General features: G+C 69.1%; 24 protein-coding genes. 12 read left to right on the top strand and 12 right to left on the bottom strand.

Annotated elements, in window-relative coordinates:
• Nucleotides 1-28 precede the first annotated feature (28 nt).
• From rpmJ to rplQ, 6 genes are all read left to right on the top strand, one after another.
• Nucleotides 29-142, top strand: coding sequence for a 50S ribosomal protein L36 (gene rpmJ / locus ACXAFN_RS09915; RefSeq protein ID WP_009099023.1), 114 nt, complete (start codon nucleotides 29-31; stop codon nucleotides 140-142).
• A gap of 125 nt (nucleotides 143-267) precedes the next feature.
• Complete coding sequence (rpsM, locus tag ACXAFN_RS09910) at nucleotides 268-624, top strand: 30S ribosomal protein S13 (RefSeq protein WP_183389486.1); 357 nt, start codon at nucleotides 268-270, stop codon at nucleotides 622-624.
• A gap of 38 nt (nucleotides 625-662) precedes the next feature.
• The gene (rpsK, locus tag ACXAFN_RS09905) at nucleotides 663-1,049 is read left to right on the top strand and encodes a 30S ribosomal protein S11 (RefSeq protein ID WP_013331014.1); all 387 of its coding nucleotides are present in this window, start codon (nucleotides 663-665) and stop codon (nucleotides 1,047-1,049) included.
• A 12-nt stretch (nucleotides 1,050-1,061) separates the two neighbouring features.
• Complete coding sequence (gene rpsD / locus ACXAFN_RS09900) at nucleotides 1,062-1,682, top strand: 30S ribosomal protein S4 (RefSeq protein ID WP_183389485.1); 621 nt, start codon at nucleotides 1,062-1,064, stop codon at nucleotides 1,680-1,682.
• Between the two features lie 84 nt (nucleotides 1,683-1,766).
• Nucleotides 1,767-2,765: a DNA-directed RNA polymerase subunit alpha gene (locus ACXAFN_RS09895; protein WP_474988356.1), complete on the top strand. Its 999-nt coding sequence runs from the start codon at nucleotides 1,767-1,769 to the stop codon at nucleotides 2,763-2,765.
• A 39-nt stretch (nucleotides 2,766-2,804) separates the two neighbouring features.
• Nucleotides 2,805-3,188 (top strand): 50S ribosomal protein L17, encoded by a 384-nt coding sequence (gene rplQ / locus ACXAFN_RS09890; protein ID WP_474988355.1) that lies wholly within the window; start codon nucleotides 2,805-2,807, stop codon nucleotides 3,186-3,188.
• A 232-nt stretch (nucleotides 3,189-3,420) separates the two neighbouring features.
• Here the strand turns inward: rplQ and uvrA are convergent, their stop codons facing one another.
• Nucleotides 3,421-6,294 carry an excinuclease ABC subunit UvrA gene (uvrA, locus tag ACXAFN_RS09885; RefSeq protein WP_474988353.1) on the bottom strand — a complete coding sequence of 958 codons (2,874 nt, stop codon included), beginning with the start codon at nucleotides 6,292-6,294 and terminating at the stop codon, nucleotides 3,421-3,423.
• Nucleotides 6,295-6,453: 159 nt separating this feature from the next.
• On the opposite strand from uvrA, the gene ACXAFN_RS09880 reads away from it, so the two are divergent.
• From ACXAFN_RS09880 to ACXAFN_RS09865, 4 genes are all read left to right on the top strand, one after another.
• Entirely contained in the window at nucleotides 6,454-7,827 is a 1,374-nt protein-coding gene (locus tag ACXAFN_RS09880; protein ID WP_474988351.1) for an MFS transporter, read from the top strand.
• A 305-nt stretch (nucleotides 7,828-8,132) separates the two neighbouring features.
• On the top strand, nucleotides 8,133-8,777 hold the full coding sequence (gene ssb, locus ACXAFN_RS09875; RefSeq protein ID WP_474988350.1) for a single-stranded DNA-binding protein: 645 nt from the start codon (nucleotides 8,133-8,135) through the stop codon (nucleotides 8,775-8,777).
• A 33-nt stretch (nucleotides 8,778-8,810) separates the two neighbouring features.
• The gene (locus ACXAFN_RS09870; RefSeq protein ID WP_474988349.1) at nucleotides 8,811-9,704 is read left to right on the top strand and encodes a sugar nucleotide-binding protein; all 894 of its coding nucleotides are present in this window, start codon (nucleotides 8,811-8,813) and stop codon (nucleotides 9,702-9,704) included.
• Complete coding sequence (locus ACXAFN_RS09865; protein ID WP_474988347.1) at nucleotides 9,701-10,465, top strand: lysophospholipid acyltransferase family protein; 765 nt, start codon at nucleotides 9,701-9,703, stop codon at nucleotides 10,463-10,465. Before ACXAFN_RS09870 ends, ACXAFN_RS09865 begins: the two co-directional genes overlap by 4 nt.
• 192 nt (nucleotides 10,466-10,657) lie before the next feature.
• Here the strand turns inward: ACXAFN_RS09865 and fabB are convergent, their stop codons facing one another.
• Both fabB and fabA read right to left on the bottom strand, forming a co-directional pair.
• Nucleotides 10,658-11,872 carry a beta-ketoacyl-ACP synthase I gene (gene fabB, locus ACXAFN_RS09860; RefSeq protein WP_474988345.1) on the bottom strand — a complete coding sequence of 405 codons (1,215 nt, stop codon included), beginning with the start codon at nucleotides 11,870-11,872 and terminating at the stop codon, nucleotides 10,658-10,660.
• A gap of 13 nt (nucleotides 11,873-11,885) precedes the next feature.
• Entirely contained in the window at nucleotides 11,886-12,401 is a 516-nt protein-coding gene (gene fabA, locus ACXAFN_RS09855) for a 3-hydroxyacyl-[acyl-carrier-protein] dehydratase FabA (RefSeq protein WP_474988343.1), read from the bottom strand.
• Between the two features lie 234 nt (nucleotides 12,402-12,635).
• Here fabA and ACXAFN_RS09850 point away from each other — a divergent pair, with 234 nt between their 5' ends.
• Complete coding sequence (locus ACXAFN_RS09850) at nucleotides 12,636-14,513, top strand: putative bifunctional diguanylate cyclase/phosphodiesterase (protein ID WP_474988342.1); 1,878 nt, start codon at nucleotides 12,636-12,638, stop codon at nucleotides 14,511-14,513.
• Here ACXAFN_RS09850 and ACXAFN_RS09845 read toward each other — a convergent pair.
• From ACXAFN_RS09845 to ACXAFN_RS09805, 9 genes are all read right to left on the bottom strand, one after another.
• Nucleotides 14,454-14,969, bottom strand: coding sequence for a DUF2878 domain-containing protein (locus ACXAFN_RS09845; protein WP_474988341.1), 516 nt, complete (start codon nucleotides 14,967-14,969; stop codon nucleotides 14,454-14,456). The genes ACXAFN_RS09850 and ACXAFN_RS09845 overlap by 60 nt on opposite strands.
• Nucleotides 14,966-16,234 (bottom strand): class I SAM-dependent methyltransferase, encoded by a 1,269-nt coding sequence (locus ACXAFN_RS09840; RefSeq protein ID WP_474988339.1) that lies wholly within the window; start codon nucleotides 16,232-16,234, stop codon nucleotides 14,966-14,968. The genes ACXAFN_RS09845 and ACXAFN_RS09840 overlap by 4 nt, the downstream gene beginning before the upstream one ends.
• Entirely contained in the window at nucleotides 16,231-16,995 is a 765-nt protein-coding gene (locus ACXAFN_RS09835) for a DUF1365 domain-containing protein (protein ID WP_474988337.1), read from the bottom strand. The genes ACXAFN_RS09840 and ACXAFN_RS09835 overlap by 4 nt, the downstream gene beginning before the upstream one ends.
• A complete protein-coding gene (locus tag ACXAFN_RS09830; protein ID WP_474988335.1) occupies nucleotides 16,992-18,326 on the bottom strand; it encodes an NAD(P)/FAD-dependent oxidoreductase in 1,335 nt (444 codons plus the stop codon). Before ACXAFN_RS09830 ends, ACXAFN_RS09835 begins: the two co-directional genes overlap by 4 nt.
• On the bottom strand, nucleotides 18,323-19,114 hold the full coding sequence (locus ACXAFN_RS09825) for an SDR family NAD(P)-dependent oxidoreductase (RefSeq protein WP_474988334.1): 792 nt from the start codon (nucleotides 19,112-19,114) through the stop codon (nucleotides 18,323-18,325). Before ACXAFN_RS09825 ends, ACXAFN_RS09830 begins: the two co-directional genes overlap by 4 nt.
• A gap of 53 nt (nucleotides 19,115-19,167) precedes the next feature.
• Complete coding sequence (locus ACXAFN_RS09820) at nucleotides 19,168-19,662, bottom strand: nuclear transport factor 2 family protein (protein WP_474988333.1); 495 nt, start codon at nucleotides 19,660-19,662, stop codon at nucleotides 19,168-19,170.
• A gap of 63 nt (nucleotides 19,663-19,725) precedes the next feature.
• Entirely contained in the window at nucleotides 19,726-21,144 is a 1,419-nt protein-coding gene (gene phrB, locus ACXAFN_RS09815; RefSeq protein WP_474988332.1) for a deoxyribodipyrimidine photo-lyase, read from the bottom strand.
• A gap of 12 nt (nucleotides 21,145-21,156) precedes the next feature.
• Nucleotides 21,157-22,068, bottom strand: coding sequence for a MerR family transcriptional regulator (locus ACXAFN_RS09810; RefSeq protein ID WP_474988331.1), 912 nt, complete (start codon nucleotides 22,066-22,068; stop codon nucleotides 21,157-21,159).
• 87 nt (nucleotides 22,069-22,155) lie between these two features.
• Nucleotides 22,156-22,530, bottom strand: coding sequence for a sirohydrochlorin chelatase (locus ACXAFN_RS09805; RefSeq protein ID WP_474988329.1), 375 nt, complete (start codon nucleotides 22,528-22,530; stop codon nucleotides 22,156-22,158).
• Nucleotides 22,531-22,656: 126 nt separating this feature from the next.
• Here ACXAFN_RS09805 and ACXAFN_RS09800 point away from each other — a divergent pair, with 126 nt between their 5' ends.
• Nucleotides 22,657-23,562, top strand: coding sequence for a TIGR01777 family oxidoreductase (locus tag ACXAFN_RS09800; RefSeq protein ID WP_474988328.1), 906 nt, complete (start codon nucleotides 22,657-22,659; stop codon nucleotides 23,560-23,562).
• Nucleotides 23,563-23,762 lie beyond the last annotated feature (200 nt).

Genomic DNA, 23,762 nt, shown 5'->3' with positions numbered 1-23,762 from the left:
CTCGCGAGCCAACAATGGAGATGGAACGATGAAAGTTCGAGCTTCCGTAAAGAAAATGTGCCGTAACTGCAAGATTATTCGTCGCAATGGCGCCGTGCGCGTCATCTGCATCGAGCCGCGGCACAAGCAGCGCCAGGGCTGAACCCCTGACACTGCGATCAACCGGGTGCCGGCATGCCCCTTGCCCTTCACAGGGTAAAGGGGTATGCTGTTGCGCCTTTTGTAGATGACCAATCGAGCAAGCCGCTCAAATTTCGGAGTAAGCTGATGGCCCGTATTGCAGGCGTCAATATCCCGGACAACAAGCATGCGGCGATCTCGCTGACCTATATCTTCGGGATTGGCCGTACTCGCGCTCAGGAAATCTGTGTCGCGGCCGGCATTGCGCCGACCACCAAGATCCAGGAGCTGTCTTCCGACGAAGTCGACACCCTGCGTTCCGAAGTCGGCAAGTACACCGTTGAAGGCGACCTTCGTCGTGATGTGACGCTGAACATCAAGCGTCTCATGGACCTGGGTTGCTATCGTGGTCTGCGTCATCGTCGTGGTCTGCCGCTGAACGGTCAGCGGACCAAGACCAATGCGCGCACCCGCAAGGGTCCGCGTAAGCCGATTCGCAAATAACACGCACGTTCTGCGTAACGACAGGAATTGACATCAACATGGCTAACCCGCGTAGCAACCGTAAGAAGGTTAAAAAGCAGGTAGTGGATGCCGTCGCGCATATCCACGCCTCTTTTAACAACACGATCATTACGATCACAGACCGCCAGGGCAACGCCCTCTCCTGGGCGACTGCCGGTGGTTCGGGTTTTCGTGGTTCTCGCAAGAGCACCCCGTTCGCTGCTCAAGTGGCAAGCGAACGTGCAGCGACCGCTGCAGCCGAGTATGGTGTGAAAAACGTCGACGTGCTGGTCAAAGGCCCCGGTCCGGGCCGTGAATCCGCCGTGCGTGCACTGAATGCCGCCGGCTTCCGCGTGCAGAGCATCACCGACGCGACGCCCATTCCCCACAATGGCTGCCGTCCGCCGAAGAAACGCCGCGTTTAAGGAGACAGATTCATGGCTCGTTATATTGGACCGAAGTGCAAACTGTCTCGTCGTGAAGGCACCGACCTCTTCCTCAAGAGCGGTGTCACTCCCTTCGAGAAGAAATGCAAATCCGAGCAGATCCCGGGTGTGCATGGCCAGCGTCGTCAGCGGATTTCCGACTACGGCTTGCAGCTTCGCGAGAAGCAGAAAGTGCGCCGCATGTACGGCGTACTCGAGAAGCAGTTCCGCAACTACTACAAGGAAGCGGCCCGCCTGAAGGGCGCGACCGGTGAGCTGTTGCTGCAGCTTCTCGAATCCCGACTGGACAACGTCGTCTACCGCATGGGCTACGGCGCCACTCGTTCCGAGGCCCGCCAGCTGGTCAGCCACAAGGCGATCGCCGTCAACGGCAAGACCGTCAACGTGGCCTCCTACCAGGTCAAGCCCGGTGACGTGGTCTCCGTCCGCGAGAAGGCCAAGAACCAGGCGCGCATCCAGAACGCCCTGGGCATCGCCGCCAACCGCGGCGACGTGGCCTGGGTCGAGGTCGATGCCAAGAAGATGGAAGGCACTTTCAAGGCTCTGCCTGAACGCGGTGACCTGTCTGCCGACATCAATGAGCAACTGATCGTCGAGCTGTACTCGAAGTAAGCGGCGATCGCCGCGCCGCCCGCCTCATGGGGTGGGCGGCCTTCAGTACCGAGTATCCGTTTGGCAGCCTGAAAGGTATTCATCATGCAGCGTTCAGTGACAGAGTTTCTCCGTCCTCGCGACATCAAGGTCGAAGAGATCAACGCGCACCACGCGAAGATCGTGCTCGAGCCCTTCGAGCGGGGCTTCGGCCACACTCTGGGCAATGCTCTGCGTCGCATCCTGCTCTCGTCCATGCCCGGCTGCGCCGTGGTGGAGGCCGAGATCGCCGGTGTCGATCACGAGTACAGCGCGATCGAGGGCGTCCAGGAAGATGTCATCGAAATCCTCCTGAACCTCAAGGACGTGGCGATCAAGATGCACAGCCGCGACGAGGCGGTGCTCTCGCTGAACAAGCAGGGCCCGGCCGTCGTGACCGCGGGTGACATCGCTCTCGACCATGACGTCGAGGTCGTCAACCCCGAGCACGTCATCGCGCACGTCAACGAGGGTGCCGAGCTGAAGATGCAGCTCAAGGTGGCCCGCGGCCGCGGCTACGAGCCGGCGGACGTCCGCGGCGACGCCGACGACGAGTCTCGTGCCATCGGCCGCCTGCAGCTGGATGCGACCTTCAGCCCCGTGCGTCGGGTTTCCTACACCGTCGAGGCCGCGCGTGTCGAACAGCGTACCGACCTCGACAAGCTGATTCTCAACCTGGAAACCGACGGCACCCTGGATCCGGAAGAGGCGATCCGTCGCAGCGCGACCATCCTGCAGGAGCAGCTGGCCGCCTTCGTCGACCTGGAAGCCGACAAGGAACAGGAAGTGGAGGAGGAAGAGGATCACATCGATCCGATCCTGCTGCGTCCCGTAGACGATCTCGAGTTGACCGTCCGCAGCGCCAACTGCCTGAAGGCCGAGAACATCTACTACATCGGGGACCTGATCCAGCGCACCGAGGTGGAGCTGTTGAAGACCCCCAACCTCGGCAAGAAGTCCCTGAACGAGATCAAGGACGTGTTGGCCGCCCGTGGCCTGTCCCTCGGCATGCGGCTGGAGAACTGGCCGCCGGCTAGCCTGAAGGACGACAAGGCCTCCGCGTGAGCGTCGACTCGAGTCCCAGTTTGGTAAGGAATCACAACCATGCGTCATCGTAAGAGTGGTCGTCACCTGAATCGTACCAGCTCGCACCGTCAGGCCATGTTCAAGAACATGTGCGTGTCGCTGGTCGAGCACGAGGTGATCAAGACAACCCTGCCCAAGGCCAAGGAGCTGCGTCGTCATATCGAGCCGCTGATCACCCTGGCCAAGCAGGACAGCGTCGCCAACCGTCGTCTGGCCTTCAGCCGCACCCGCTCCAAGGAAGCGGTCGGCAAGCTCTTCAATGAGCTGGGCCCGCGTTACGCCGAGCGCCCGGGCGGTTACGTCCGCGTGCTGAAGTGCGGCTACCGCACCGGCGACAACGCCCCCATGGCCTACGTCGAACTGGTCGACCGTCCGGTCGTCGAGGAAGCCGCCGAGGAGTGATCCTCGCGCGCGACCTCAAGGTCCGACAGCAAACCGGCTCCCCGAGGGGAGCCGGTTTTTTTACGCCCGGCTTCGCTGGGAGCTGGAAGAACGCCTGCTCCGCAGGCTTAAGATTGAAGTTGGAAGAAAAAGCTTGAGCCCAGAGTTAGCGGGATCATGCTGCCTTCCAGCTTCCAGCTTCCAGCTTCCAGCTTCCAGCTTCCAGCTTCCAGCTTCCAGCTTCCAGCCCGGCTCAGGTCTCCTCCGCGCTCGTGGCCTCAGGCTGGGCCTTGCCGGTCTTCGTGCGCTCCAGCAACGGCTTCAGAAACCGCCCGGTGTGCGAGTCCGCCTGGCGGGCGACCTGTTCCGGCGTGCCCTCGGCGATGATGCGGCCGCCGCCGGAGCCGCCCTCGGGGCCCAGGTCGATCAGCCAGTCGGCGGTCTTGATCACGTCGAGGTTGTGCTCGATGACCACGATGGTGTTGCCGTGGTCGCGCAGGCGATGGAGCACCGTCAGCAGCTGGCGGATATCCTCGAAGTGCAGGCCGGTGGTGGGCTCGTCGAGGATATACAGGGTCTTGCCGGTGTCGCGCTTGGCCAGCTCCCGGGCCAGCTTGACCCGTTGGGCCTCGCCGCCGGAGAGCGTGGTGGCGCTCTGGCCCAGGCGGATGTAGGACAGGCCCACGTCCATCAGCGTCTGCAGGCGGCGGGCGATGGCCGGCACCGGGGCGAAGAACTCGAGCGCCTCCTCGACGGTCATTTCCAGCACCTCGTCGATGCCCTTGCCCTTGTACTGCACCTCGAGGGTCTCGCGGTTGTAGCGCTTGCCCTTGCAGACGTCGCAGGGCACGTAGATGTCGGGCAGGAAGTGCATCTCGACCTTGATCATGCCCTCGCCCTGGCAGGCCTCGCAGCGCCCGCCCTTGACGTTGAACGAGAAGCGGCCGGGCTTGTAGCCCCGCGAGCGGGCCTCCTGGGTGCCGGCAAACAGCTCGCGGATGGGCGTGAAGATGCCGGTGTAGGTGGCCGGGTTGGAGCGTGGGGTGCGACCGATCGGGCTCTGGTCGATGTCGATCACCTTGTCCAGGTGCTCGAGGCCCTCGATGCGGTCGTGGGCCGCCGGGCTCAGCGCCGTGGCGCGGTTCAGCTCACGGGCGGCGATCGGCATCAGCGTGGCGTTGATCAGCGTCGACTTGCCGGAACCGGAGACGCCGGTGACGCACACGAACAGCCCCAGCGGCAGGGTCAGGGTCACGTCCTGCAGGTTGTTGCCCCGGGCGCCGCTGAGCACGACCCGCTTCTCGGGGTTGCCGGGGATCCGCCAGGGCGGTACCTCGATGCGTTTCTCGCCGGACAGGTACTGGCCGGTCAGCGACTCGGGGCTGGCCATGATCTGCTCCGGCGTGCCCTCGGCGACCACCCGGCCGCCGTGGACGCCGGCCCCGGGGCCGATGTCGAGCACGTGGTCGGCGGCGCGAATGGCGTCCTCGTCGTGCTCGACCACGATCACGGTATTGCCCAGGTCGCGCAGGTGCTCGAGGGTCTTGAGCAGGCGGTCGTTGTCGCGCTGGTGCAGGCCGATGGAGGGCTCGTCGAGGATGTACATCACCCCCACCAGGCCGGCGCCGATCTGGCTGGCCAGCCGGATGCGCTGGGCCTCGCCGCCGGACAGGGTCTCGGCGCTGCGTTCCAGGTTGAGGTAATCGAGCCCGACGTTGACCAGAAACTCGAGGCGCGCGCGGATCTCGTTGAGGATCTTCTCGGCGATCTCGCCCTTGCGGCCCGGCAGTGCCAGGGCCTGGAAGTAGGCCAACCCCTCGCCGATCGGTAGGTGCACCACCTCCGGCAGCGTGCGATCGTCGATGTAGACGTGGCGCGACTCCTTGCGCAGCCGCGAGCCCTGGCAGGTCGGACACGGCTGCACGGCGATGTGGCGGGCCAGTTCCTCTCGCACCGAGCTCGACTCGGTCTCCCGGTAGCGGCGCTGCATGTTGGGCAGTACGCCCTCGAAGGGATGCTCGCGGGTCACCTTGCGACCGCGGTCGTTCACATAGTGGAAGGCGATGGCGTCGTGGCCGCTGCCGTGCAGGACGATCTCGCGCTCGTGGCGGGCCAGGTCCTGCCAGGGAGTCTCCAGGGTGAAGCGGTAGTGGTCCGCCACCGCCTGGAGCTGGTTGAAGTAGTAGACGCTGCGTCGGTCCCAGCCCTTGATCACGCCCTCGGCCAGGGACAGCTCCGGGTGGCTGATCAGCTTGTCGGGGTCGAAGTACTGCTGCACGCCCAGGCCGTCGCAGCTCGCGCAGGCGCCGGCCGGGTTGTTGAAGGAAAACATCCGCGGCTCGAGCTCGGCGATGGAGTAGCCGCAGACCGGGCAGGCGAAGCGCGACGAGAAGGCGAGGTCGTCGCGCTCGCCGTCCATGAAGTGGATCACCGCGGTGCCGTCGGCCAGGCCGAGGGCGGTCTCGAAGGACTCGGCGAGGCGCTGGGCGAGGCCGTCGCGGACCTTGATGCGGTCGACCACCACGCTGATGTCGTGCTTCTTGTTCTTGTCCAGCGGCGCGATGTCGTCGAGCTCGAGGACCTGGCCGTCGACCCGGGCGCGCACGAAGCCCTGGGCGCGCAGCTCGGCGAGCAGCTGCAGGTGCTCGCCCTTGCGGCCGCTGACCACCGGGGCCAGCAGCATCAGCTTGCTTCCCTCGGGCAGGGCCAGCACCTGGTCGACCATCTGCGAGATGGTCTGGGCCTCGAGGTCCTCGCCGTGTTCCGGGCAGCGCGGCGTGCCGGCGCGGGCATACAGCAGGCGCAGGTAATCGTAGATCTCGGTGATGGTGCCCACGGTGGAGCGCGGGTTGTGGGAGGTCGACTTCTGCTCGATGGAGATCGCCGGGGACAGGCCCTCGATGTGGTCGACGTCGGGCTTTTCCATCATCGACAGGAACTGTCGTGCATAGGTGGACAGCGACTCCACGTAGCGTCGCTGGCCCTCGGCGTAGAGGGTGTCGAAGGCCAGCGACGACTTGCCGGAACCCGACAGCCCGGTGACCACGATCAGCCTGTCCCGGGGCAGCTCGACGTCGATCTGCTTGAGGTTGTGGGTGCGGGCACCCCTGACCAGAATCCTGTCCATTCCCACCTCGCGGGCCGCGGCAAAACGACGATTATACGGGGCCGGCCGCGACCGCGGCAAAGTCGTCCCGGGTGCGGCGTTTCCTGTGCCGTCGCGAAACGCTAGAATATGCGGTCCACCTTCGGGCCCGTGCCCGCCTCCAGGAACACCGGAATCGCTATGTCCAAGGCCAGATTGCTGTTAGCCACCGAGCGGCGGGCCATCGTCGGCTTGGCGGGGCTCTATGCCACCCGCATGCTCGGCCTGTTCATGGTCCTGCCCGTGCTGGCGCTCAAGGCCGACGAACTGATCGGCGCCACGCCGCTGCTGGTCGGCTTCGCCCTCGGTGTCTATGGGCTCACCCAGGCGGTGCTGCAGATTCCCTTCGGCCTGTTGTCCGACCGGATCGGTCGCAAGCCGGTGATCGCCGGCGGGCTGGTGCTGTTTCTGGTCGGCAGCGTGGTGGCCGCCCAGGCCGACGGCATCGCCGGCGTGCTCCTCGGGCGCTGCCTGCAGGGCAGCGGCGCCGTGGCCGCCGCCATCATGGCGCTGCTGGCGGACCAGACCCGCGAGCAGGTGCGCACCGCGGCCATGGCCACCATCGGGCTGTCGATCGGCGTGGCCTTCGCCGTGGCCATGGTGCTGGGGCCGCTGGTCTCGGCGCACTTCGGGCTGTCCGGGGTGTTCTGGTTCACCGCCGGTCTCGCGGCGCTGGGGCTTCTGGTGCTGTGGAAGCTGGTGCCGCCGGCGCCACGGCGGCGTGGCCATCGCGACGTCGGCCTGGATCGCGGCCAGCTGCGCGGCCTCCTCGGGCGCCTCGACCTGTGGCGGCTGGACGCCTCGATCTTCGGCCTGCACCTGATCCTGATGGCGATCTTCGTCGCCGTGCCCTTCCGGCTGGTCGACGCCGGCATCGCCGAGGCGCAGCATGGCCTGGTCTACCTCGCCGTGATGGGGCTGTCCTTCGTGGCCATGGTGCCGCTGGTGATCGTCGCCGAGAAGCGCCGCAAGATGAAGCTGATGTGCCTGGGGGCGATCGCCGCCATCGTGGCGAGCCTGCTCGGGCTTGGCATCGCCGGCGAGGGGCTGATGGCCCTCACTGGCTGGCTGTTGGTGTTCTTCACCGCCTTCAACCTGCTCGAGGCGACGCTGCCCTCGATGATCAGCAAGCTCGCCCCGGCCGGGGCCAAGGGCACCGCCATGGGCCTGTATTCCACCAGCCAGTTCCTGGGCGCCTTCCTCGGCGGCGTGCTGGGCGGGTTGCTGTCCCAGCAGTTTGGCCTGACCGCGGTGTTTCTCGGTGCGGCCGTGCTGGGGCTGGCCTGGCTGGCGCTGATGGTCGGCATGCAGCCGCCGCGCCACCTGTCCAGCGAGGTGGTGGCGCTGGCCGAGGATCAGCAGGACGATGCCCTGGACACCCTGATGGCCCGCTTCGCCGCGGTGGCCGGGGTCGAGGACGTGCTGGTGGTGCCGGAAGAGCGGCTGGCGTATCTCAAGGTCGATCGCGCGCGGCTCGATGCCGAGGCGCTGTCGCGGCTGACCGGGTCGCGTTGAGCGGATCGCGCCGGCCGTTGGGCGGGTCGCCGGCACTCGATGGAGAGATCGCGACGGCGACGTCCCGCGGGGATCTCGCGTATAGTGGCGGGATCGGTTTTTCTCGGCGCCGGGGCGGCCCGGCGCGAGCGTTCAGGAAGTGCCGAATCCAGCGGCGAGCATCGCGTCACGACGCGACTGGCATGCGCAGGCCGTGATGCCGTGCTTCCTTCACAATTCATTCGGGCCTCTCGGGCGCCCAGGCCACACCGCCTGAGCGTGCACCCGACGGCCAGCAGCCTTCTGCCAAGATCAAGGAGTCAACCATGGCCCGTGGCGTCAACAAGGTCATCCTCATCGGCAACCTCGGCCAGGACCCCGAGGTGCGCTTCACTCCCTCCGGCACCGCGGTGGCCAACCTCAACCTCGCGACCACCGACACCTGGACCGACCGCCAGAGCGGCCAGCGCCAGGAACGCACCGAGTGGCACCGGGTGGTGATGTTCAACAAGCTGGCCGAGATCTCCCAGCAGTACCTGCGCAAGGGCTCGCGGGTCTACGTCGAGGGGCGCCTGCAGACCCGCAAGTGGCAGGATCAGAACGGCCAGGACAAGTACTCCACCGAGATCGTCGCCAACGACATGCAGATGCTCGACTCGCGCAGCGGCGGCGACATGGGGGGCGGCTTCGGTGGCCAGCAACAGGGCGGCAACTTTGGTCAAGCCCAGGGCGGCCCGCAGCAGGGTGGCGGCAATTTCGGCGGCCCGCAGCAGGGTGGCGGCAATTTCGGCGGCCCGCAGCAGGGCGGCAACTATGGTCAACCCCAGGGCGGCCAGCAGCAGGGCGGCGGCCAGCCGCGTCCGGCTCCCCAGCCGGCCCCCAACCAGGGCGGCGGCCAGCAGCAGGGGGGCAACTTCGGGGCCCCGGATCCCGGCAGCTTCGACGACTTCGACGACGAGATCCCGTTCTGATTCTCTTTCGCCGACTCGTCACGAGGAACTGCTGTGAAGCTGCTGATCCTGGACGCCGGTCATTGCCTGAGCCTCGCGCTGGCGAGGGAGGCCAATCGCCGCAGCGACATTGAGCTGGTCATCGAGCCCGGGCTGGACCTGTCGGCCGCCCGGCTCGACGAGATCCGTCCCGATGCCCTGGTCATCCCGCCGCTGTCGCGCCCGCTCAGCGCCGACCCGGCCGCCGTCACCGCCCATGCGGAGGCGGTCGAGGCCTGCATGGGGGCCTGCCGCGCGCGCGACGTGCCGCTGGCCTGGTGCGTGTCCGACCAGCTCTACGAGGAGGGCTTCGAGAGCCCCATCGACGAGCATGTCATTCCCGCTCCGCGCGACGAGGGGCTGCGCCGCCTGGTGGCCACCGGCGACCGGATCCGCGCCCGGTTGCCGCGTCACCTGATCGTGCGCCTGGGTCCGCTGTTCGCCCTGGAGGGCAGCCATGCCTGGCTGGGCGAGCTGCTCGACACCCTGGTCAGCGGCGGCGACCTGCGTGCCGAGTCCGACGTGATCTTCTGCCCGACCTCCGCCGACTCGGTGGCCATGGCGCTGATCGGTATCCTCCAGCAGCAGGGCTGCGGCGCCGGGGCCTGGGGCAGCTATCACCTGGCCGGCACCGAGCCGGTCAGCGCCTACACCTTCGTGTCGATGGTGCGCACCCAGCTGGCCACCCGCCTGGAGGGGCGCGGCGAGACGCTCGAGCTGGGCGGCGTGAAGGCGCTCAGCCATCACCACGACCAGCCGCTGCGCCGCGTGCTCAATTGCCGCCGGGTCCTCGACGTCTTCGGGGTCCACCAGAAGCCCTGGCGGCTCGAGGTCGGCCGCATGCTGGACATGTGGTGCCTGGCCCGGGACGACGGCGCCGGGGTAGTCGAGGAGGCCCGCGAGACATGAACCTGATCCGCAGCATCGTCTTCTACCTGGGCTACTTCGCCGCCATGCTGGTGTGCGGCCTGCTGTTCCTGCCGCCGTCCCCCTTCCTGCCGCTGAAGTCCCGCTATCGCCTGCTCAACCTTTATAACCACTTCATCATCGCCTGGTTCCGCCTGGCCTGTGGTGTGCGTTACGAGATCCGCGGGCGCGAGCGACTGCCCGATGGCCCCTGTGTGTTGCTCGCCAACCACCAGTGCGAGTGGGAGACCGTCTACCTGCAGTTGCTCAAGCCGCCGGTGTGCACGGTGCTCAAGAAGGAGCTGCTCAATATTCCGATCTTCGGCTGGGGGCTGCGGCTGCTGCATCCCATCGCCCTGGACCGCTCCAAGCCCGCCCGGGCCATGAAGCAGGTGCTGACTCAGGGCAAGATCCGGCTCGAGGAAGGGCTCTCGGTGCTGATCTTCCCCGAGGGCACTCGCGTCGAGCCCGGCAAGCGCCGGCGCTACAACAAGAGCGGCGCGGTGATCGCCTGTCGCGCCGGCAAGCCGGTGGTGCCGGTGGCGCACAACGCCGGGGAGCGCTGGCCGGGGCGCCACTGGATCAAGCGGCCCGGGCGGTTGACGCTGGTGGTGGGCGAGCCGATCGAGACCGTCGGGCGCAGCCCCGAAGAGGTGCTCGCCGAGACCGAGGCCTGGATCGAGGCGCGGCTGGCCGAGATCTCCGAGGTGCCGCGGCCGCGAGACGAGACGGCCAAGGAGCGCCAGGAGACGGCGGCGAGCTGAGCGGCTCCGCTGTTCCGTCAGCAACCTGGCGGTCCGAGGCATCGCCTCCGGGCGATATCGCGCCGCAACGCTGCGCTCCGGCAATCAAGGAGCCAATAAAAGAGGCGCCCCGCGGGGCGCCTCTTTTGATGTGTACCGCTTATGTGCACCGCCCGCGGTACTGCGTGCAGGGCCGCGGCGGTACATCGCGCGTCAGTCGCGGTACTTCTGCAGCACCAGGCAGGCGTTGGTGCCGCCGAAGCCGAAGCTGTTGGACAGCACCCGCTCGACCTTGGCGTCACGCTTCTCGGTGACGATATCGAAGCCGTCGGCCTGCTCGTCGAGGTGCTCCACGTTGGCGGAGGCGGCGATGAAGTCGTGCTCCATCATCAGCAGCGAGTAGATGGCCTCCTGCACCCCGGTGGCACCCAGCGAGTGGCCGGTCAGCGACTTGGTGGAGCTCATCGCCGGGGTGGAATCGCCGAACACCTCGCGGACCGCCTTGAGCTCGGCGACGTCGCCCACCGGCGTGGAGGTGCCGTGGGTGTTGATGTAGTCGATGTCGCCGTCGACCGTGGCCATGGCCTGGCGCATGCAGCGCACCGCGCCCTCGCCGGACGGTGCGACCATGTCGTGGCCGTCGGAGGTGGCGCCGTAGCCGACCAGCTCGGCGTAGATCTTGGCGCCGCGGGCGCGGGCGTGCTCCAGCTCCTCGAGCACCAGCATGCCGCCGCCGCCGGCGATGACGAAGCCGTCGCGGGCCTGGTCATAGGGGCGCGAGGCCTGCTCGGGGCTCTCGTTGTACTGGGTCGAGAGTGCGCCCATGGCGTCGAACAGGCAGGACAGCGTCCAGTGCTCCTCCTCGCCGCCGCCGGCGAAGACCACGTCCTGCTTGCCGAGCTGGATCTGCTCCATGGCGCTGCCGATGCAGTGGGCCGAGGTGGCGCAGGCCGAGGAGATGGAATAGTTGACGCCCTTGATCTTGAACGGCGTGGCCAGGCAGGCGGAGACGGTGCTGCCCATGGTGCGGGTGACCCGATAGGGGCCCACGCGGCGCAGCCCCTTCTCGCGCATCACGTCGGCGGCCTCCACCTGGTTGGCGCTGGAGGCGCCGCCGGAGCCGGCGATCAGGCCGGTGCGCTCGTTGGATACCTGCTCCGGGGCCAGCCCCGCGTCCTCGATGGCCTGGGCCATGCTGACATAGGCATAGGCGGCGGCGTCGCCCATGAAGCGACGCAGCTTGCGGTCGACCAGCGCCTCCAGGTCGATATCGACGACGCCGGCGACCTGGCTGCGGAAGCCGCGCTCGGCGTAGTCGTCCTTGAAGCGAATGCCTGAGCGCCCGGTCCGCAGGGCATCGAGAACCTGTTGTGCGTCGTTGCCCAGGCAGGACACGATGCCCAGGCCGGTGACTACCACTCGTCGCATGGGAGCCTCCTGATCAGAAATTCGCGGTGGAGGTGAACAGGCCGACCCGCAGGTCGTTGGCCTGATAGATGTCGCGGCCGTCGACGGACACCGTGCCGTCGGCCATGCCCAGGATCAGGCGCCGGGTGATGATGCGCTTGAGGTTGATGCGATAGGTCACCTTCTCGGCATCGGGCAGGATCTGACCGCTGAACTTGACCTCGCCGCAGCCCAGGGCGCGGCCGCGACCGGGGTGCCCCAGCCAGCCGAGGTAGAAGCCGACCAGCTGCCACATGGCGTCGAGGCCCAGGCAGCCGGGCATCACCGGGTCGCCGGGGAAGTGGCAATCGAAGAACCACAGGTCCGGGCGGATATCCAGCTCGGCGATCAGTTCGCCCTTGCCGTGTTCGCCACCCTCCTCGTGGATGTGCGTGATGCGGTCGAGCATCAGCATGTTGGGCGCCGGCAGTTGGGCGTTGCCGGGGCCGAACAGCTCGCCACGGCTGCATGCCAGCAGTGCTTCGCGATCAAAGGAATGTTGCTTGGTCACTGAATCGTTCCGAGTGTCGAGATAGTGGTGTGCCGTGAGCGAACGGCATGCGGCCGCCCAGGCGGCCCCGCCTAGTCTACTGTTCGCGTCCCGCGAATGCACGCCGGGTGCGGCGTCCGACGCTTTCCCGTGCACGTCGGGGTACAGTTATGTGCGAGACGGCCGATATAGGTTCGACGTCGTCCTCCCTCGCCGGGAGGGTACCATTCATGATCACGAGCCGAGGCCGATGCCATGTGGCCCGTCTTTTCGCTCAATCGCCCCCTGATATGGGCCGCCCTGGCCGCCCTGTCGGCCAGCGTCTGGCTGCCCGATGTCGGACTGCGCGCGGCCGCCGTGTTGATCGCGGCGCTCGGCCTGTGGGACGCCTGGCGCCAGGTGCGCCAGGAACACCTGCGGGCGCGCCTGGGGCAGGAGGCGCTGATGCTGACCGAGGAAGGGGTGATCGTCACCGACGCCGCCAATCGCATCCTGGTGGTCAACCCGGCCTTCACCCAGATCACCGGCTACGAGCAGGAGGAGGTGAACGGGCTCAGCGTCGCCTCCCTGGCGGCGCCGCGCCACGACACGGCCTTCTTCGAGCGTTACTGGCAGACCCTGCACAGCACCGGGCGCTGGGAGGGGGAGATCTGGAATCGCCGCAAGCAGGGCGACGAGTATCCCGAGTGGCTCAAGGTGCGGGCGGTCACCGACGACAAGGGTCGGGTCCGCCACTACGTGTGCCTGTTCTCCGACATCTCGCTGCGCAAGGCCCGCGAGCGCGACCTGCGCCGCATCGGCTTCGAGGACCCGCTGACCGGGCTGCCCAACCGGCGTCGCCTCCATGACCTGCTGAGCTCCCGGCTGCGTCACCTGCAGGCCGGCGAGAGCCTGGACATGGCGATGCTCGACATCGACGGCTTCAAGGAGGTCAACGACGGCCTCGGGGTGGAGCTCGGCGACCGCCTGCTGGCGCGGGTCGGCGAGCGCCTGGCGCGCTATGTGGCCGGCGGGGTGGTAGGCCGGCTCGGCGGCGACGAGTTCATGGTCATCCGCACCACCACCTTCGACGATCACGAGCAGTGGGTGGCCGCCCTGCAGGCCCACCTGGGCGAGCCCTTCGAGCTCGAGGGGCACTCCCTGCGCCTGGGGGTGACCGTGGGCAGCTGCCGCGCCCCGGAGGACGGGCGCGACTCCGGCGTGCTCTTCCAGCGCCTGGAATCGGCGCTCTTCGCCGCCAAGCGCCACGGTCGCAACCATTGCCTGCGGTTCCGGCCGGCGCTGGATGTGCAGGACAGCCCGCGCCTGGCGCTGGTCAATGAATTGCGCCATGCCCTGGCCACCGGCGGCCAACTGGAGCTGCATTACCAGCCCCAGTACCGCCTGGCCGACGACGCCCTGGCCGGCCTCGAGGCGCTGCTGCGCTGGCGCCATCCCCGCGACGGCATGATCTCGCCGGGGGAGTTCATTCCCCTGGCCGAGCGTCACGGGCTGATGGCGGCGCTCGGCAACTGGGTGATCGACCAGGCCCTGGCGCAGCTCGCCCACTGGCGTCAGCAGGGGATGCCCGAGGTGCCGGTGTGGATCAACATCTCGGCCATGCAGCTGTTCCAGGGCGACCTGGAGGCGGCGCTCGCCACCGGCCTGGCGCGTCACGACGTGCCCGCCCGGCTGCTGGGCCTGGAGCTCACGGAATCGGTGCTGCTCGACGAGCGTGCCGGCGACGTGGCGCCGCGCCTCGAAGCGCTGCGTGCCCGGGGGCACCCGGTGGCCATCGACGACTTCGGCACCGGCTATTCCTCGCTGGGCTACCTCAAGCATCTGCCGCTGGACAAGCTCAAGCTCGACCGCGCCTTCGTGCGCGCCCTGCCCGACGACCGGGCCGATACCGCCATCGTCGACGCGGTACTGGCCATGGCCCGGGGGCTCGCCCTGGAGGTGGTGGCCGAAGGGGTAGAGACCGCCGCCCAGCGAGACTTCCTGCGCGCGGTGGGGTGTGAGCTGGTGCAGGGCTTCCTCTATGACCGGCCGTTGCGCGTCGAGGACCTGGAGCGGCGCTGGCGCGAGCGGTCCTCAGCCCGGGTGCGCGACGCCGCCGCGGTGGCCGAGCCGGTGGCACAGCCACAGGCATAGGCCCGCCCAGCACAGGGCCTCGGCGGCGAGCAGCCAGGGCGCCAGGGTCACCCCGGAGAGCCGCGCCCCGGCATAGTAGGAGAGCGGTCCACTGGTGGTGCCGCCGGCCACCGCCAGCCACGGATGTCGCCACAGCCAGGCCAGCGAATGGTGCAGCAGGGTGGCGAACAGCGGCCACAGCAGCCACAGCCAGGGCGGCAGCGGCCCGAGGGTGAGCGAGCCCGCCGGAAAGCGGAAGCCGCCGGCCAGGGCCAGGCCGCCGTCGATGACGCCCCCCAGCAGGGCGAACCCCGCCAGCCAGCGCCACTCGCCGGCGCCGGCCTGCCAGCGCAGGTGGGCCAGGATGACCCCGCCCGCCACCAGGGTGCCGGTGAGGTTGCCTCCCAGCACGCAGGCCAGCCAGCCCAGTTGAAAGCCGGCCAGGTTGGCCAGTGCCCGCCAGAGCCCGTGCCTCACACCGCCCCCGTGAGCGGCGCCGGGCGCGCGCCGGGCTTGGCCAGCAGCCACTGGCTGGTGCCGATGGTGCGCTCCAGGAAGCCGCCCTCGCAGTAGCACAGGTAGTAGCGCCACATGCGGATGAAGCGCTCGTCGTAGCCGAGCCGGCGCACGGTCTCCAGGTTGGCCTCGAAGCGGTGGCGCCACTCGCGCAGGGTACGGGCGTAGTGCAGCCCGATCTCGTCCAGGCCCACCAGGTTCAGCGAGGTGCGCCGGCCCAGGCCGTCGAGCAGCGCACGGTGGGAAGGCAGGAAGCCGCCGGGGAAGATGTAGCGCTTGATGAAGTCCATCTCGCGCTTGGCGGCCTCGTAGCGCTGGTCGCGGATGGTGATGGCCTGCAGCATGGCCAGGCCGTCGTCGGTCAGCAGCCGGTCCAGGGTGGCCAGGTAGGTGTCCAGGTACTGGTGGCCCACCGCCTCGATCATCTCCACCGAGATCAGCCGATCGAAGCGGCCCTCGAGTTCCCGGTAGTCGCGCTTGAGCAGGGTGACGCGGTCCTCCAACCCTTCCTCCGCCAGCCGCCGGGCGGTGTGGGCGTACTGCTCGTCGGAGATGGTGGTGGTGGTGACCCGGCAGCCGCGGGTGCGGGCGGCATGGATGGCCAGCCCTCCCCAGCCGGTGCCGATCTCCAGCAGGTGGTGGTGGGGGCGCACGTCGAGGCGCTCGAGCATCAGGTCGAGCTTGTGGGTCGAGGCCTCCTCGAGGCTGGCGTTCGCCCGGGGAAAGACGGCGCTGGAGTACATCCAGTGGTGGCGGTCGAGGAAGGTCGCGAACAGCTCGTTGCCGATGTCGTAATGGGCGGCGATGTTGCGTCGCGAGCCGCCGAGGGTGTTGCGCTGCAGGCCGTAGAGGGCGCCGAGCAGGGCGCGGCCGGCGCGCGCCAGGCCGCCCTCGACCTCGCCGTTGACGCGCTCCAGGTTGGCGGCGAACAGCCGCACCAGCGCTACCGGGTCGTCGGCGTCCCAGTCGCCGTCCATGTAGGCCTCGCCGGCGCCCACGGTGCCGCCCAGCGCCAGTCGCCGCCAGGCGCGGGGGTGGCGCACCACCAGGGTCGCCGACAGCGGGCCGCCGCGGCCCAGGCGGTGACGCTGGTGGCCCTCGATCAGGGTGATCTCGCCGCCTTCCAGCCGATCCAGCTGGGGGAGCAGGCGCGCCTTGAACCAGCGCGACAGGCGGTCGCCCTCGGCCGGCAGGGATCGGGCGTTGACGGTGCGCAGCGTATTCACGGCGAGCTCTCCTGATGACGGGGGTGGTCGTGGACGGGGACGCGCTTGAGCCATAGGCGCAGGGCCTCGAAGTGGATCCCGGCGAGCGTCTTCAGCGCCATGGCCGGCTGGCGGGCCAGGGTGGCGAGCAGCACGCGGCGGGTCGCCGGGCGGGCCTCCAGGCTCAGGGTGGCGTCGAAGTGGCGTTCGTCGCCCCGCCAGGTCTCCATGTTCAGGGTCAACCGCTCGCCGGGCGTGTCGAAGCGCCAGCGATAGCGCATGTCCATGGGATTGAAGGGCGAGACGTGCATGGCCTTGTCGAATTCGGCGCGGTGGCCGTGGCGCCGCGGCTCGACCCGGCAGGCGTAGGTGGTGCGCTCGCCCCAGGGCGTGTTGCTGACCTCGCCGAGCAGGGCGCGCAGCTCGCCGCGGGCGTCATGGGCGTAGTACAGGGTGACCGGGTTGAAGCCCATGCCCAGGGTGCGCAGCTGGGTCAGCACGCAGATGCGGCCGTCCGGGGCGTCGCCCAGCAGGCGCGTCAGCTCGGCGCGCACGGCGTCCTTGAGCGGCCGGTCGTGGGGCGCCAGGTAGTCGTGGCGACGGAAGCGCGCCAGCGCCGGCCGCCGGGCGCTGAATCCCGGCACGCCGTCGAACAGCTCGGGCAGCTCGTCGAGGTCGAGCCAGGCCATCCACAGCCGGTAGCGGAAGGCGTGGCCGCGGGGCAGGAAGCGTCGATGGCGCAGCCAGCCTCGGTAGATGCGCGAGCGCGGGGCGTCGATCATGCCGACACCTCCCGGGCGTCGTGGCTGGCCTCGTCGGCGGGGGCCGTGCAGCCCAGTGCCCGGGCCACCCGCAGGGCGCTCCATACGCCGTCCTCGTGGAAGCCGTTGCGCCAGTAGGCGCCGCAGAAGTGGGTGCGCCGGTCCGGCCCGGAGATCTCGGCGTGGCGGGCCTGGGCGTCCAGGCCGGCGAGGGTGAACTGCGGATGGGCGTAGGTAAAGCGCCCGAGCACCTTGGCCGGGTCGATGCTGTCGCTATCGTTGAGGGTCACGCAGAAGGTATGCGGGGCCTCGAGCCGCTGCAGGATGTTCATGTCGTAGGTGACGGAGACCCGGGCGGCGTCGCCGCGCCCGTCGAGCCGATAGTTCCAGCTCGCCCAGGCGCGCCGGCGGCGCGGCAGCAGGCGGGTGTCGGTGTGCAGCACCACCTCGTTGTCGCGGTACGGCAGGGCGCCGAGGATCTCGCGCTCGGCGTCGTCGGCATCGTCGAGCAGCGCCAGGGCCTGGTCGGCATGGCAGGCCAGTACCACCTGGTCGAAGTGTTCCTCGCCGGCGGCGCTGCGCAGGCGCACGCCATCGGCCTCGCGGCGTATGCCGTGCACCGGGGTGGCCCGCCGGATGCGTTCGGCATAGGGGGCGGTCAGCGCCGGGATGTAGGCCCGCGAGCCGCCGACCAGGGTGTACCACTGGGGGCGATTCTCGATCGACAGCAGGCCATGGTGATGGAAGAAGCGCACGAAGAAGCGCGCCGGGAAGTCGCGCAGCTCGCCGATGCTGGCCGACCAGATCGCCGCGCCCATGGGCAGCAGGTAGCGCCGCTGGAAGACCTCGCCATAGCCGCCGGCGTCCAGGTAGTCGCCCAGCGTCAGATCCGCCGGCAGGCGCTCGTCGACCAGCGCCCGGGTGGCCTCGCGATTGAAGCGCAGGATGTCGCGCAGCAGGCCATGGAAGCTCGGCCGCAGCAGGTTCGACCACTGGGCGAACAGCCGCGGCAGGCTATGGCCGTTGTATTCGAAGTCGCGTGCCGTTTCGTGGACCGAGAAGCTCATCTCGGTGGGCTGGCTCTCCACCCCGAGGGTCGCGAGCAGGCGCCGGAAGTGGGGGTAGGTCCAGTCGTTGAAGACGATGAAACCGGTGTCGATGGCGTAGTGGCGGCCCTCGAGCTCGACGTCCACGGTGGCGGTGTGGCCGCCGAGCCGCTGGTCGGCCTCGAACAGCGTGACCTCGTGATGGGGCGACAGATACCAGCCGGCGGCCATGCCGGCGATGCCGCTGCCGACCACCGCGATGCGCTGGCGAGGCGGGGGCGAGGCGGGGGAGGCGAGCGACGTCATGACGAGGCCTCCGTGTCGGCGCCGCGGGCCAGGCGTCGCCCGAGGCGGAAGCGCAGCCCTGGGGGCAGGATGCCCAGCAACTTCAGCGCCAGGGTGAAGCGGCGCGGGAAGTGGATGTCCAGGCGATGGGCCTCCAGGCCCTCGAGGATCGTCTCGGCGGCCTGGTCGACGCCGACGCGCATCGGCATCGGGAAGTCGTTGCGGTCGGTGAGCGGCGTCTTGACGAAGCCCGGGTGGATGAGGCTGACGTCGATCCCCTCGCCGGCCAGGTCGAGGCGCAGGGACTCCAGGAAGTGGCTGAGCGCCGCCTTGGAGGCGCCATAGGCCTCGGCCCGGGGCAGCGGCAGGTAGGCCGCGGCGCTGGAGGTGGCGGCCAGCAGAGGTCTGGTGCCCTGGGCCCGTGCCCGGCGCAGCAGCGGCAGTGCCACCTCCACGCCATGAAGGGCGCCGAACAGGTTGGTGGCGAAGACGCGCTCGACCAGGGCGATGTCGAAGTGGCCGGCCTCGAGGTATTCGCAGGTGCCGGCGTTGAGGATCGCCAGGTCGAGGTGGCCGAAGCGAGCGGCCAGACGATCGCCGGCGCTCCGCACGGCGTCGCGATCGCCGACGTCCAGCGGCAGCAGCAGGGCGTTGTCGCGGTCGCCGGCCAGTGCCATCAGGGCGTCGTGGCGACGGGCGCTCAGCGCGACCCGGTGCCCCTGATCGAGCAATCGCAGCGCCAGGGCGCGGCCGATGCCCGAGGTGGCACCGGTCAGCCAGATGTGGCGGGTCTTGCTGCGGTCTGTCATCACGCCTCCCTGAGTCCTGTTCTATGGCATACGCAGGGGGCGGGGCTTTGGTTTCAAGGCCCTGCATTCCCCTCCCGACGGCGGTCTTTCCCGGCCGCCGCCTCGCCTCCCCCTGATGCGCGCCGCTTGAGCCAGCGGATCGCCGTACCCAGCAGCGGCAGCCGCTCGTAGAGCAGGGCGCCGGCATCGAAGTAGTCCCGGTGCTCGCGCACGCGTCCGCTGCCGTCGTCGGCGAAGACCAGCCTCGAGGCGCCGTCCACCGTGAACGCCTTGCCCCCCGCCAGGCGGCGGTGAGCCAGGTGCATCGTCCAGGTCACGAAGGCGACGTTGCCGAGGCGTTGCTGCTCGTGAAAGACGAATCGGCATGTCGTCACGTTCTCGTACAAGCCGGCGAAGTCGTCTTCCAGGGCCGGCAGGCCGTCGATGCGGTGCAGCGGGTCGGCGAAGACGATATCTTGAGTATATATCTTGTACAGATTTTTTGTACAGGATTTGTCCAGCTTGTTGTAGAAGGCGCAGAAGGCCTCCAGGTCCGGGTCCGCTGACATGACGTCCTCCTGGGCGGTGAAGAGGTGAGTGAAGGGCAGGGGACGCGTCCGGGCGTGCCCGCTTCAGGAAGCGGGCGGGAGATGCTTGAAGGCGTCCAGGGCCCGGGCGCGGGCGGCCTTGTGCTCGACGATCGGCGCCGGATAGTCGACGCCGCTCAGCAGGTCGCCGCCCGGGGCATGGCGAGCCTTGGGCGGCAGCTCGGCGAGCTCCGGCAGCCACTCGGCGAGGAACCGGCCCTCCGGGTCGAAGCGCTGGGACTGGGTGGTGGGATTGAAGATGCGGAAGTAGGGCGCGGCATCGGTGCCGGTGGAGGCGGCCCACTGCCAGCCGCCGTTGTTGGCGGCGAATTCGCCGTCGACCAGGTGGCGCAGGAAGAAGGCCTCGCCGCGCCGCCAGTCGATCAGCAGGTGCTTGGACAGGAACATGGCGGTGACCATGCGCAGGCGGTTGTGCATCCAGCCGGTGGCGACGAGCTGGCGCATGGCGGCATCGACGATGGGATAGCCGGTGCGGCCCTCGCACCAGGCCCGGAAGCCGGCCTCGTCGTCGCGCCAGGGCAGCGCCTCGGTGTGGCGCTGGAAGGCACGGTGGCGGCACACCCGCGGGAAGCCGGCGGCGATGTGCTGGTAGAACTCCCGCCAGATCAGCTCGCCGACCCAGGCCGTGAGGCCGGCGTCGCCGTCGGCCAGGGCGCCGTCGTTCTCGGCCAGCACCGCCTGCAGGCACTGGCGATGGGAGAGCATGCCCAGCGCCAGGTAGGGCGAGAGCTCGCTGGTGCCGCGGATCGCCGGGAAGTCGCGCTGGTCGTCGTAGTGGCGGCCGCGAAAGCGCAGGAAGCGCTCCAGGCGGTCGGCCGCCGGCCCCTCGCCGGCGGGCCACAGGCGGCCATCGACGGGTGTGTCCTCGAGCTCGGGGGGCTCGGGAAGCGGATCGGCGCCGATGGGCAGCCTGGCCTGGGGCGCCGGGGCGTCGTGCAGCGTCAGGCGGTCGGCGGTGATTGCCTTGTGCCAGGCCTTGGCGAAGGGCGTGAACACGCCGTACATGTCCCCCTTGCCGGTGAGCAGCTCGCCCGGGGCGAAGGCCACGGCGTCGCGATGGCCCTGGGCGGCCAGGCCGGCGTGCTCGAAGGCCTCGATCACCGCGGCGTCGCGGCGTGCCTCGTCGAGGGGATACTCGCGGTTGAAGTGCAGGGCCTCGGCGCCGAGCTCCCGGGCCAGGGCCAGCAGCGTCGCCGGGGCCTGGTCGAAGCGCTCGATATCGCGATGCAGCAAGGGGATGTTGAGTCCGGCGAGGGCCTCGGACAGCGCCGCGACGCCGCGGCGGCAGAAGTCCAGCTTGTTGGCGCCGTGGCCGTGCTCGCGCCACTGGGGCACGCAGCGCAGGAAGACGCCGATCACCGGCCCGCGCCGGGCCGCCGCGGCCAGGGCGGTGTTGTCATGGATGCGCAGGTCGCTCCGGAACCAGACCAGGGTCGGGGACATCGTCGTCTCCGTTCAGGCGGATTGGGTCAGTGACTGCAGGCGCGTCATGGCGTGGGAGAGGTCGTCGCCGAGGACTTCCACCCCGGAGCCGTCGAGGTCGGCCTGGCGGATGCGGGCCACCGGGCCGCACAGGCTCAACGGCACCTCGAGCTGCTCGGCCAGGCGCGGCAGCTGGCGGCGCACCAGGTCGGCGCGCTCGGCGCGGCCGCTGGCCAGCAGCAGGGCCCTGGCGTGGAAACGCTCCACGGCCAGCGGCAGCTCCTGGGTTGGCAGGGGCGCGTCCAGCCACTGCACGCGATAGCCGCGATCGGCGGCGGCCAGGGCGGCGAGCAGCCCCCACAGCGGGCCGTCGTCGGGCAACGGCACGATCAGCAGGACGGGGCCGCCGGCCAGGGCGTTGGTGTGGTAGAGGCGGGTGCCGATGCGGGTGCGCAGGAAGGCCTCGAGGGCGCGGCGCTGCAGGTCGGCGCCCAGGCGGTCGTCCCAGCGCTCCTCGAGCTCGCGCAGCACCGGCTGCCAGAGTTCGTCGAGGCAGGTAGCCACCGGGTAGAGCGCCAGGCCCTGGTTGAACAGCGCCTCCAGCCGCTCGAGGTCGAGGGCCTCGACGGCCTTGATCAACTGATGACGCTGGCTCTCCCAGTCGCCGGCGGCGGGAGGCGGGGCCTCGACGGCCTCGGGCTGCTCGAGGAGCTCGCGCACCTGGCTGACCGGGACGCCGCGATTGAGCCATTGCAGGATGCGCTCGACCCGGGCGATGTCATCCTTGGCATAGAGACGATGGCCCTTGGGCGTGCGCTTGGGCTGGATCAGCCCGTAGCGCCGCTCCCAGGCGCGCAGGGTCACGGCATTGACGCCGGTCAGGCGCGAGACCTCGCGAATCGGATAGAGTGGCGCATCGGCCGGATGGTTCGCCTGATCGCTCATGCGGGCCTCTGCCTCGGTGGAATCGGTGACGTAAGGGGCGTTAGGGAATAATTTTGTACAAAATCCGGCCGGCGTACAACTCGGCGGTCAATCGGGCTCGCCCGCCCGCTCGGCGACGACGGCCGCCAGGGCCTCGATGAAGGCGGGATGTTCCCCCACCGGGGGCAGCAGGGTCAGCCGAAGCTCGGGGTGGGCCTCGCCCAGGGCGTCGACCTGGGCGGGCACGTCGCGGCGCAGGTGGCGGCCGGCGGCGAAGAACAGCGGCAGGATCTCGGCACGGGTGACGCCCTCGGCGGCCAATTCCGCCACGGTGTCTTCCAATGAGGGCGCGCAGATTTCCATGTAGGCCAGGCGCAACGGGGTGGAGAGGCGTGCGGTCAGCTGTTCGGCCAGGCATTCGAAGGGCGCCCGCCAGTTGGGGTCGCTGGAGCCGTGGGCCATCAGGATCAGGGCATCGGTCATCGCGGGGAGTCTCCTCGTGGGGCGCCGCCCGGGGCTGGCCCTGCAGCGGCGCGACTTTACCGCTAGACTAGCAGAGGTGTACAACAGCTGTATAACACCCATGCATCGCGTGACAGGGAGAATGCTATGCGCGTGCTGATCACCGGCGGCAGCGGTTTCGTCGGCCAGGCGCTGTGCCGCCGGCTCGCCGAGGCGGGGCATCGGATCCAGGTGGTGTCCCGGGACCCGGCGCAGGCTCGGATACGGTTGCCCGAGGGCGTCGACGTGCGCCGCTCGGCGCTGGACTTCGTCGATGCGCCGCCGGAGGTGCTGGTCAACCTGGCCGGGGAACCGATCGCCGGCAAGCGCTGGAGCGAGGCGCAGAAGCGGCGGCTGCTCGATTCCCGGCTCGACGCCACCCGCGAGCTGGTGCGGCTCTGCGAGCAGTTGAAGGCCACTCAGGGGCGCGCCCCGAGGGCGATGGTCTCGGCCTCGGCCATGGGCTACTACGGCGATCAGGGCGAGGCGCCGGTGACCGAGGAGACGCCGCCCCACGACGAGTTCGCCCATCGCCTGTGCCGGCAGTGGGAGGAGGCCGCGCAGGGCGTCACCGCCCATGGCACCCGGCTTTCGATCCTGCGCCTGGGGCTGGTGCTGGATGCCGGCGGCGGCGTGTTGCAGCGCATGCTGCCGCCCTTTCGCCTGGGGCTGGGCGGGCGCTTCGGCGACGGGCGCCAGTACATGCCCTGGGTACATCGCCAGGACCTGGTGAGCGTGATCCTGTTCCTGATCGAGCGCGACGACCTGGAGGGGGCCTTCAACGGCAGCGCCCCGCACCCGGTCAGCAACGCCGTCTTCACCCGCCTGCTGGCGCGCCACCTGCATCGCCCGGCGCTGCTGCCGGTGCCGGCCAAGGCGCTGGAACTCGGCTTCGGCGAGATGTCGCGGCTGCTGTTGACCGGCGCCGACATGCGCCCGGCGCGGCTGGAGGAGGCCGGCTTCGAGTTCCGCTTCCCGACCCTGGAGGATGCCCTGACCGATATCCTCGGCTAGTGAAACGCCGATTTATTGCTGCGCTCGACGACCTGCAGGGATGCAGGAAGTGCGTAGGTTCGTCGGGAACGAACCTAGTGATCCTAGGCGCCGGCGGTGCCGGGGCGCCGGTCCGATCGGAATTCTCATGTAGCAGGCTACACTCCGGTTGATTCGGAGCCTTCGGCTCCTCACCCCTTCGGGGCCATCCTTCGGATGTT

The organism is Halomonas sp. ABH4_019 (assembly GCF_056159885.1).
This window is presented reverse-complemented; position numbering and strand designations above follow the sequence as displayed.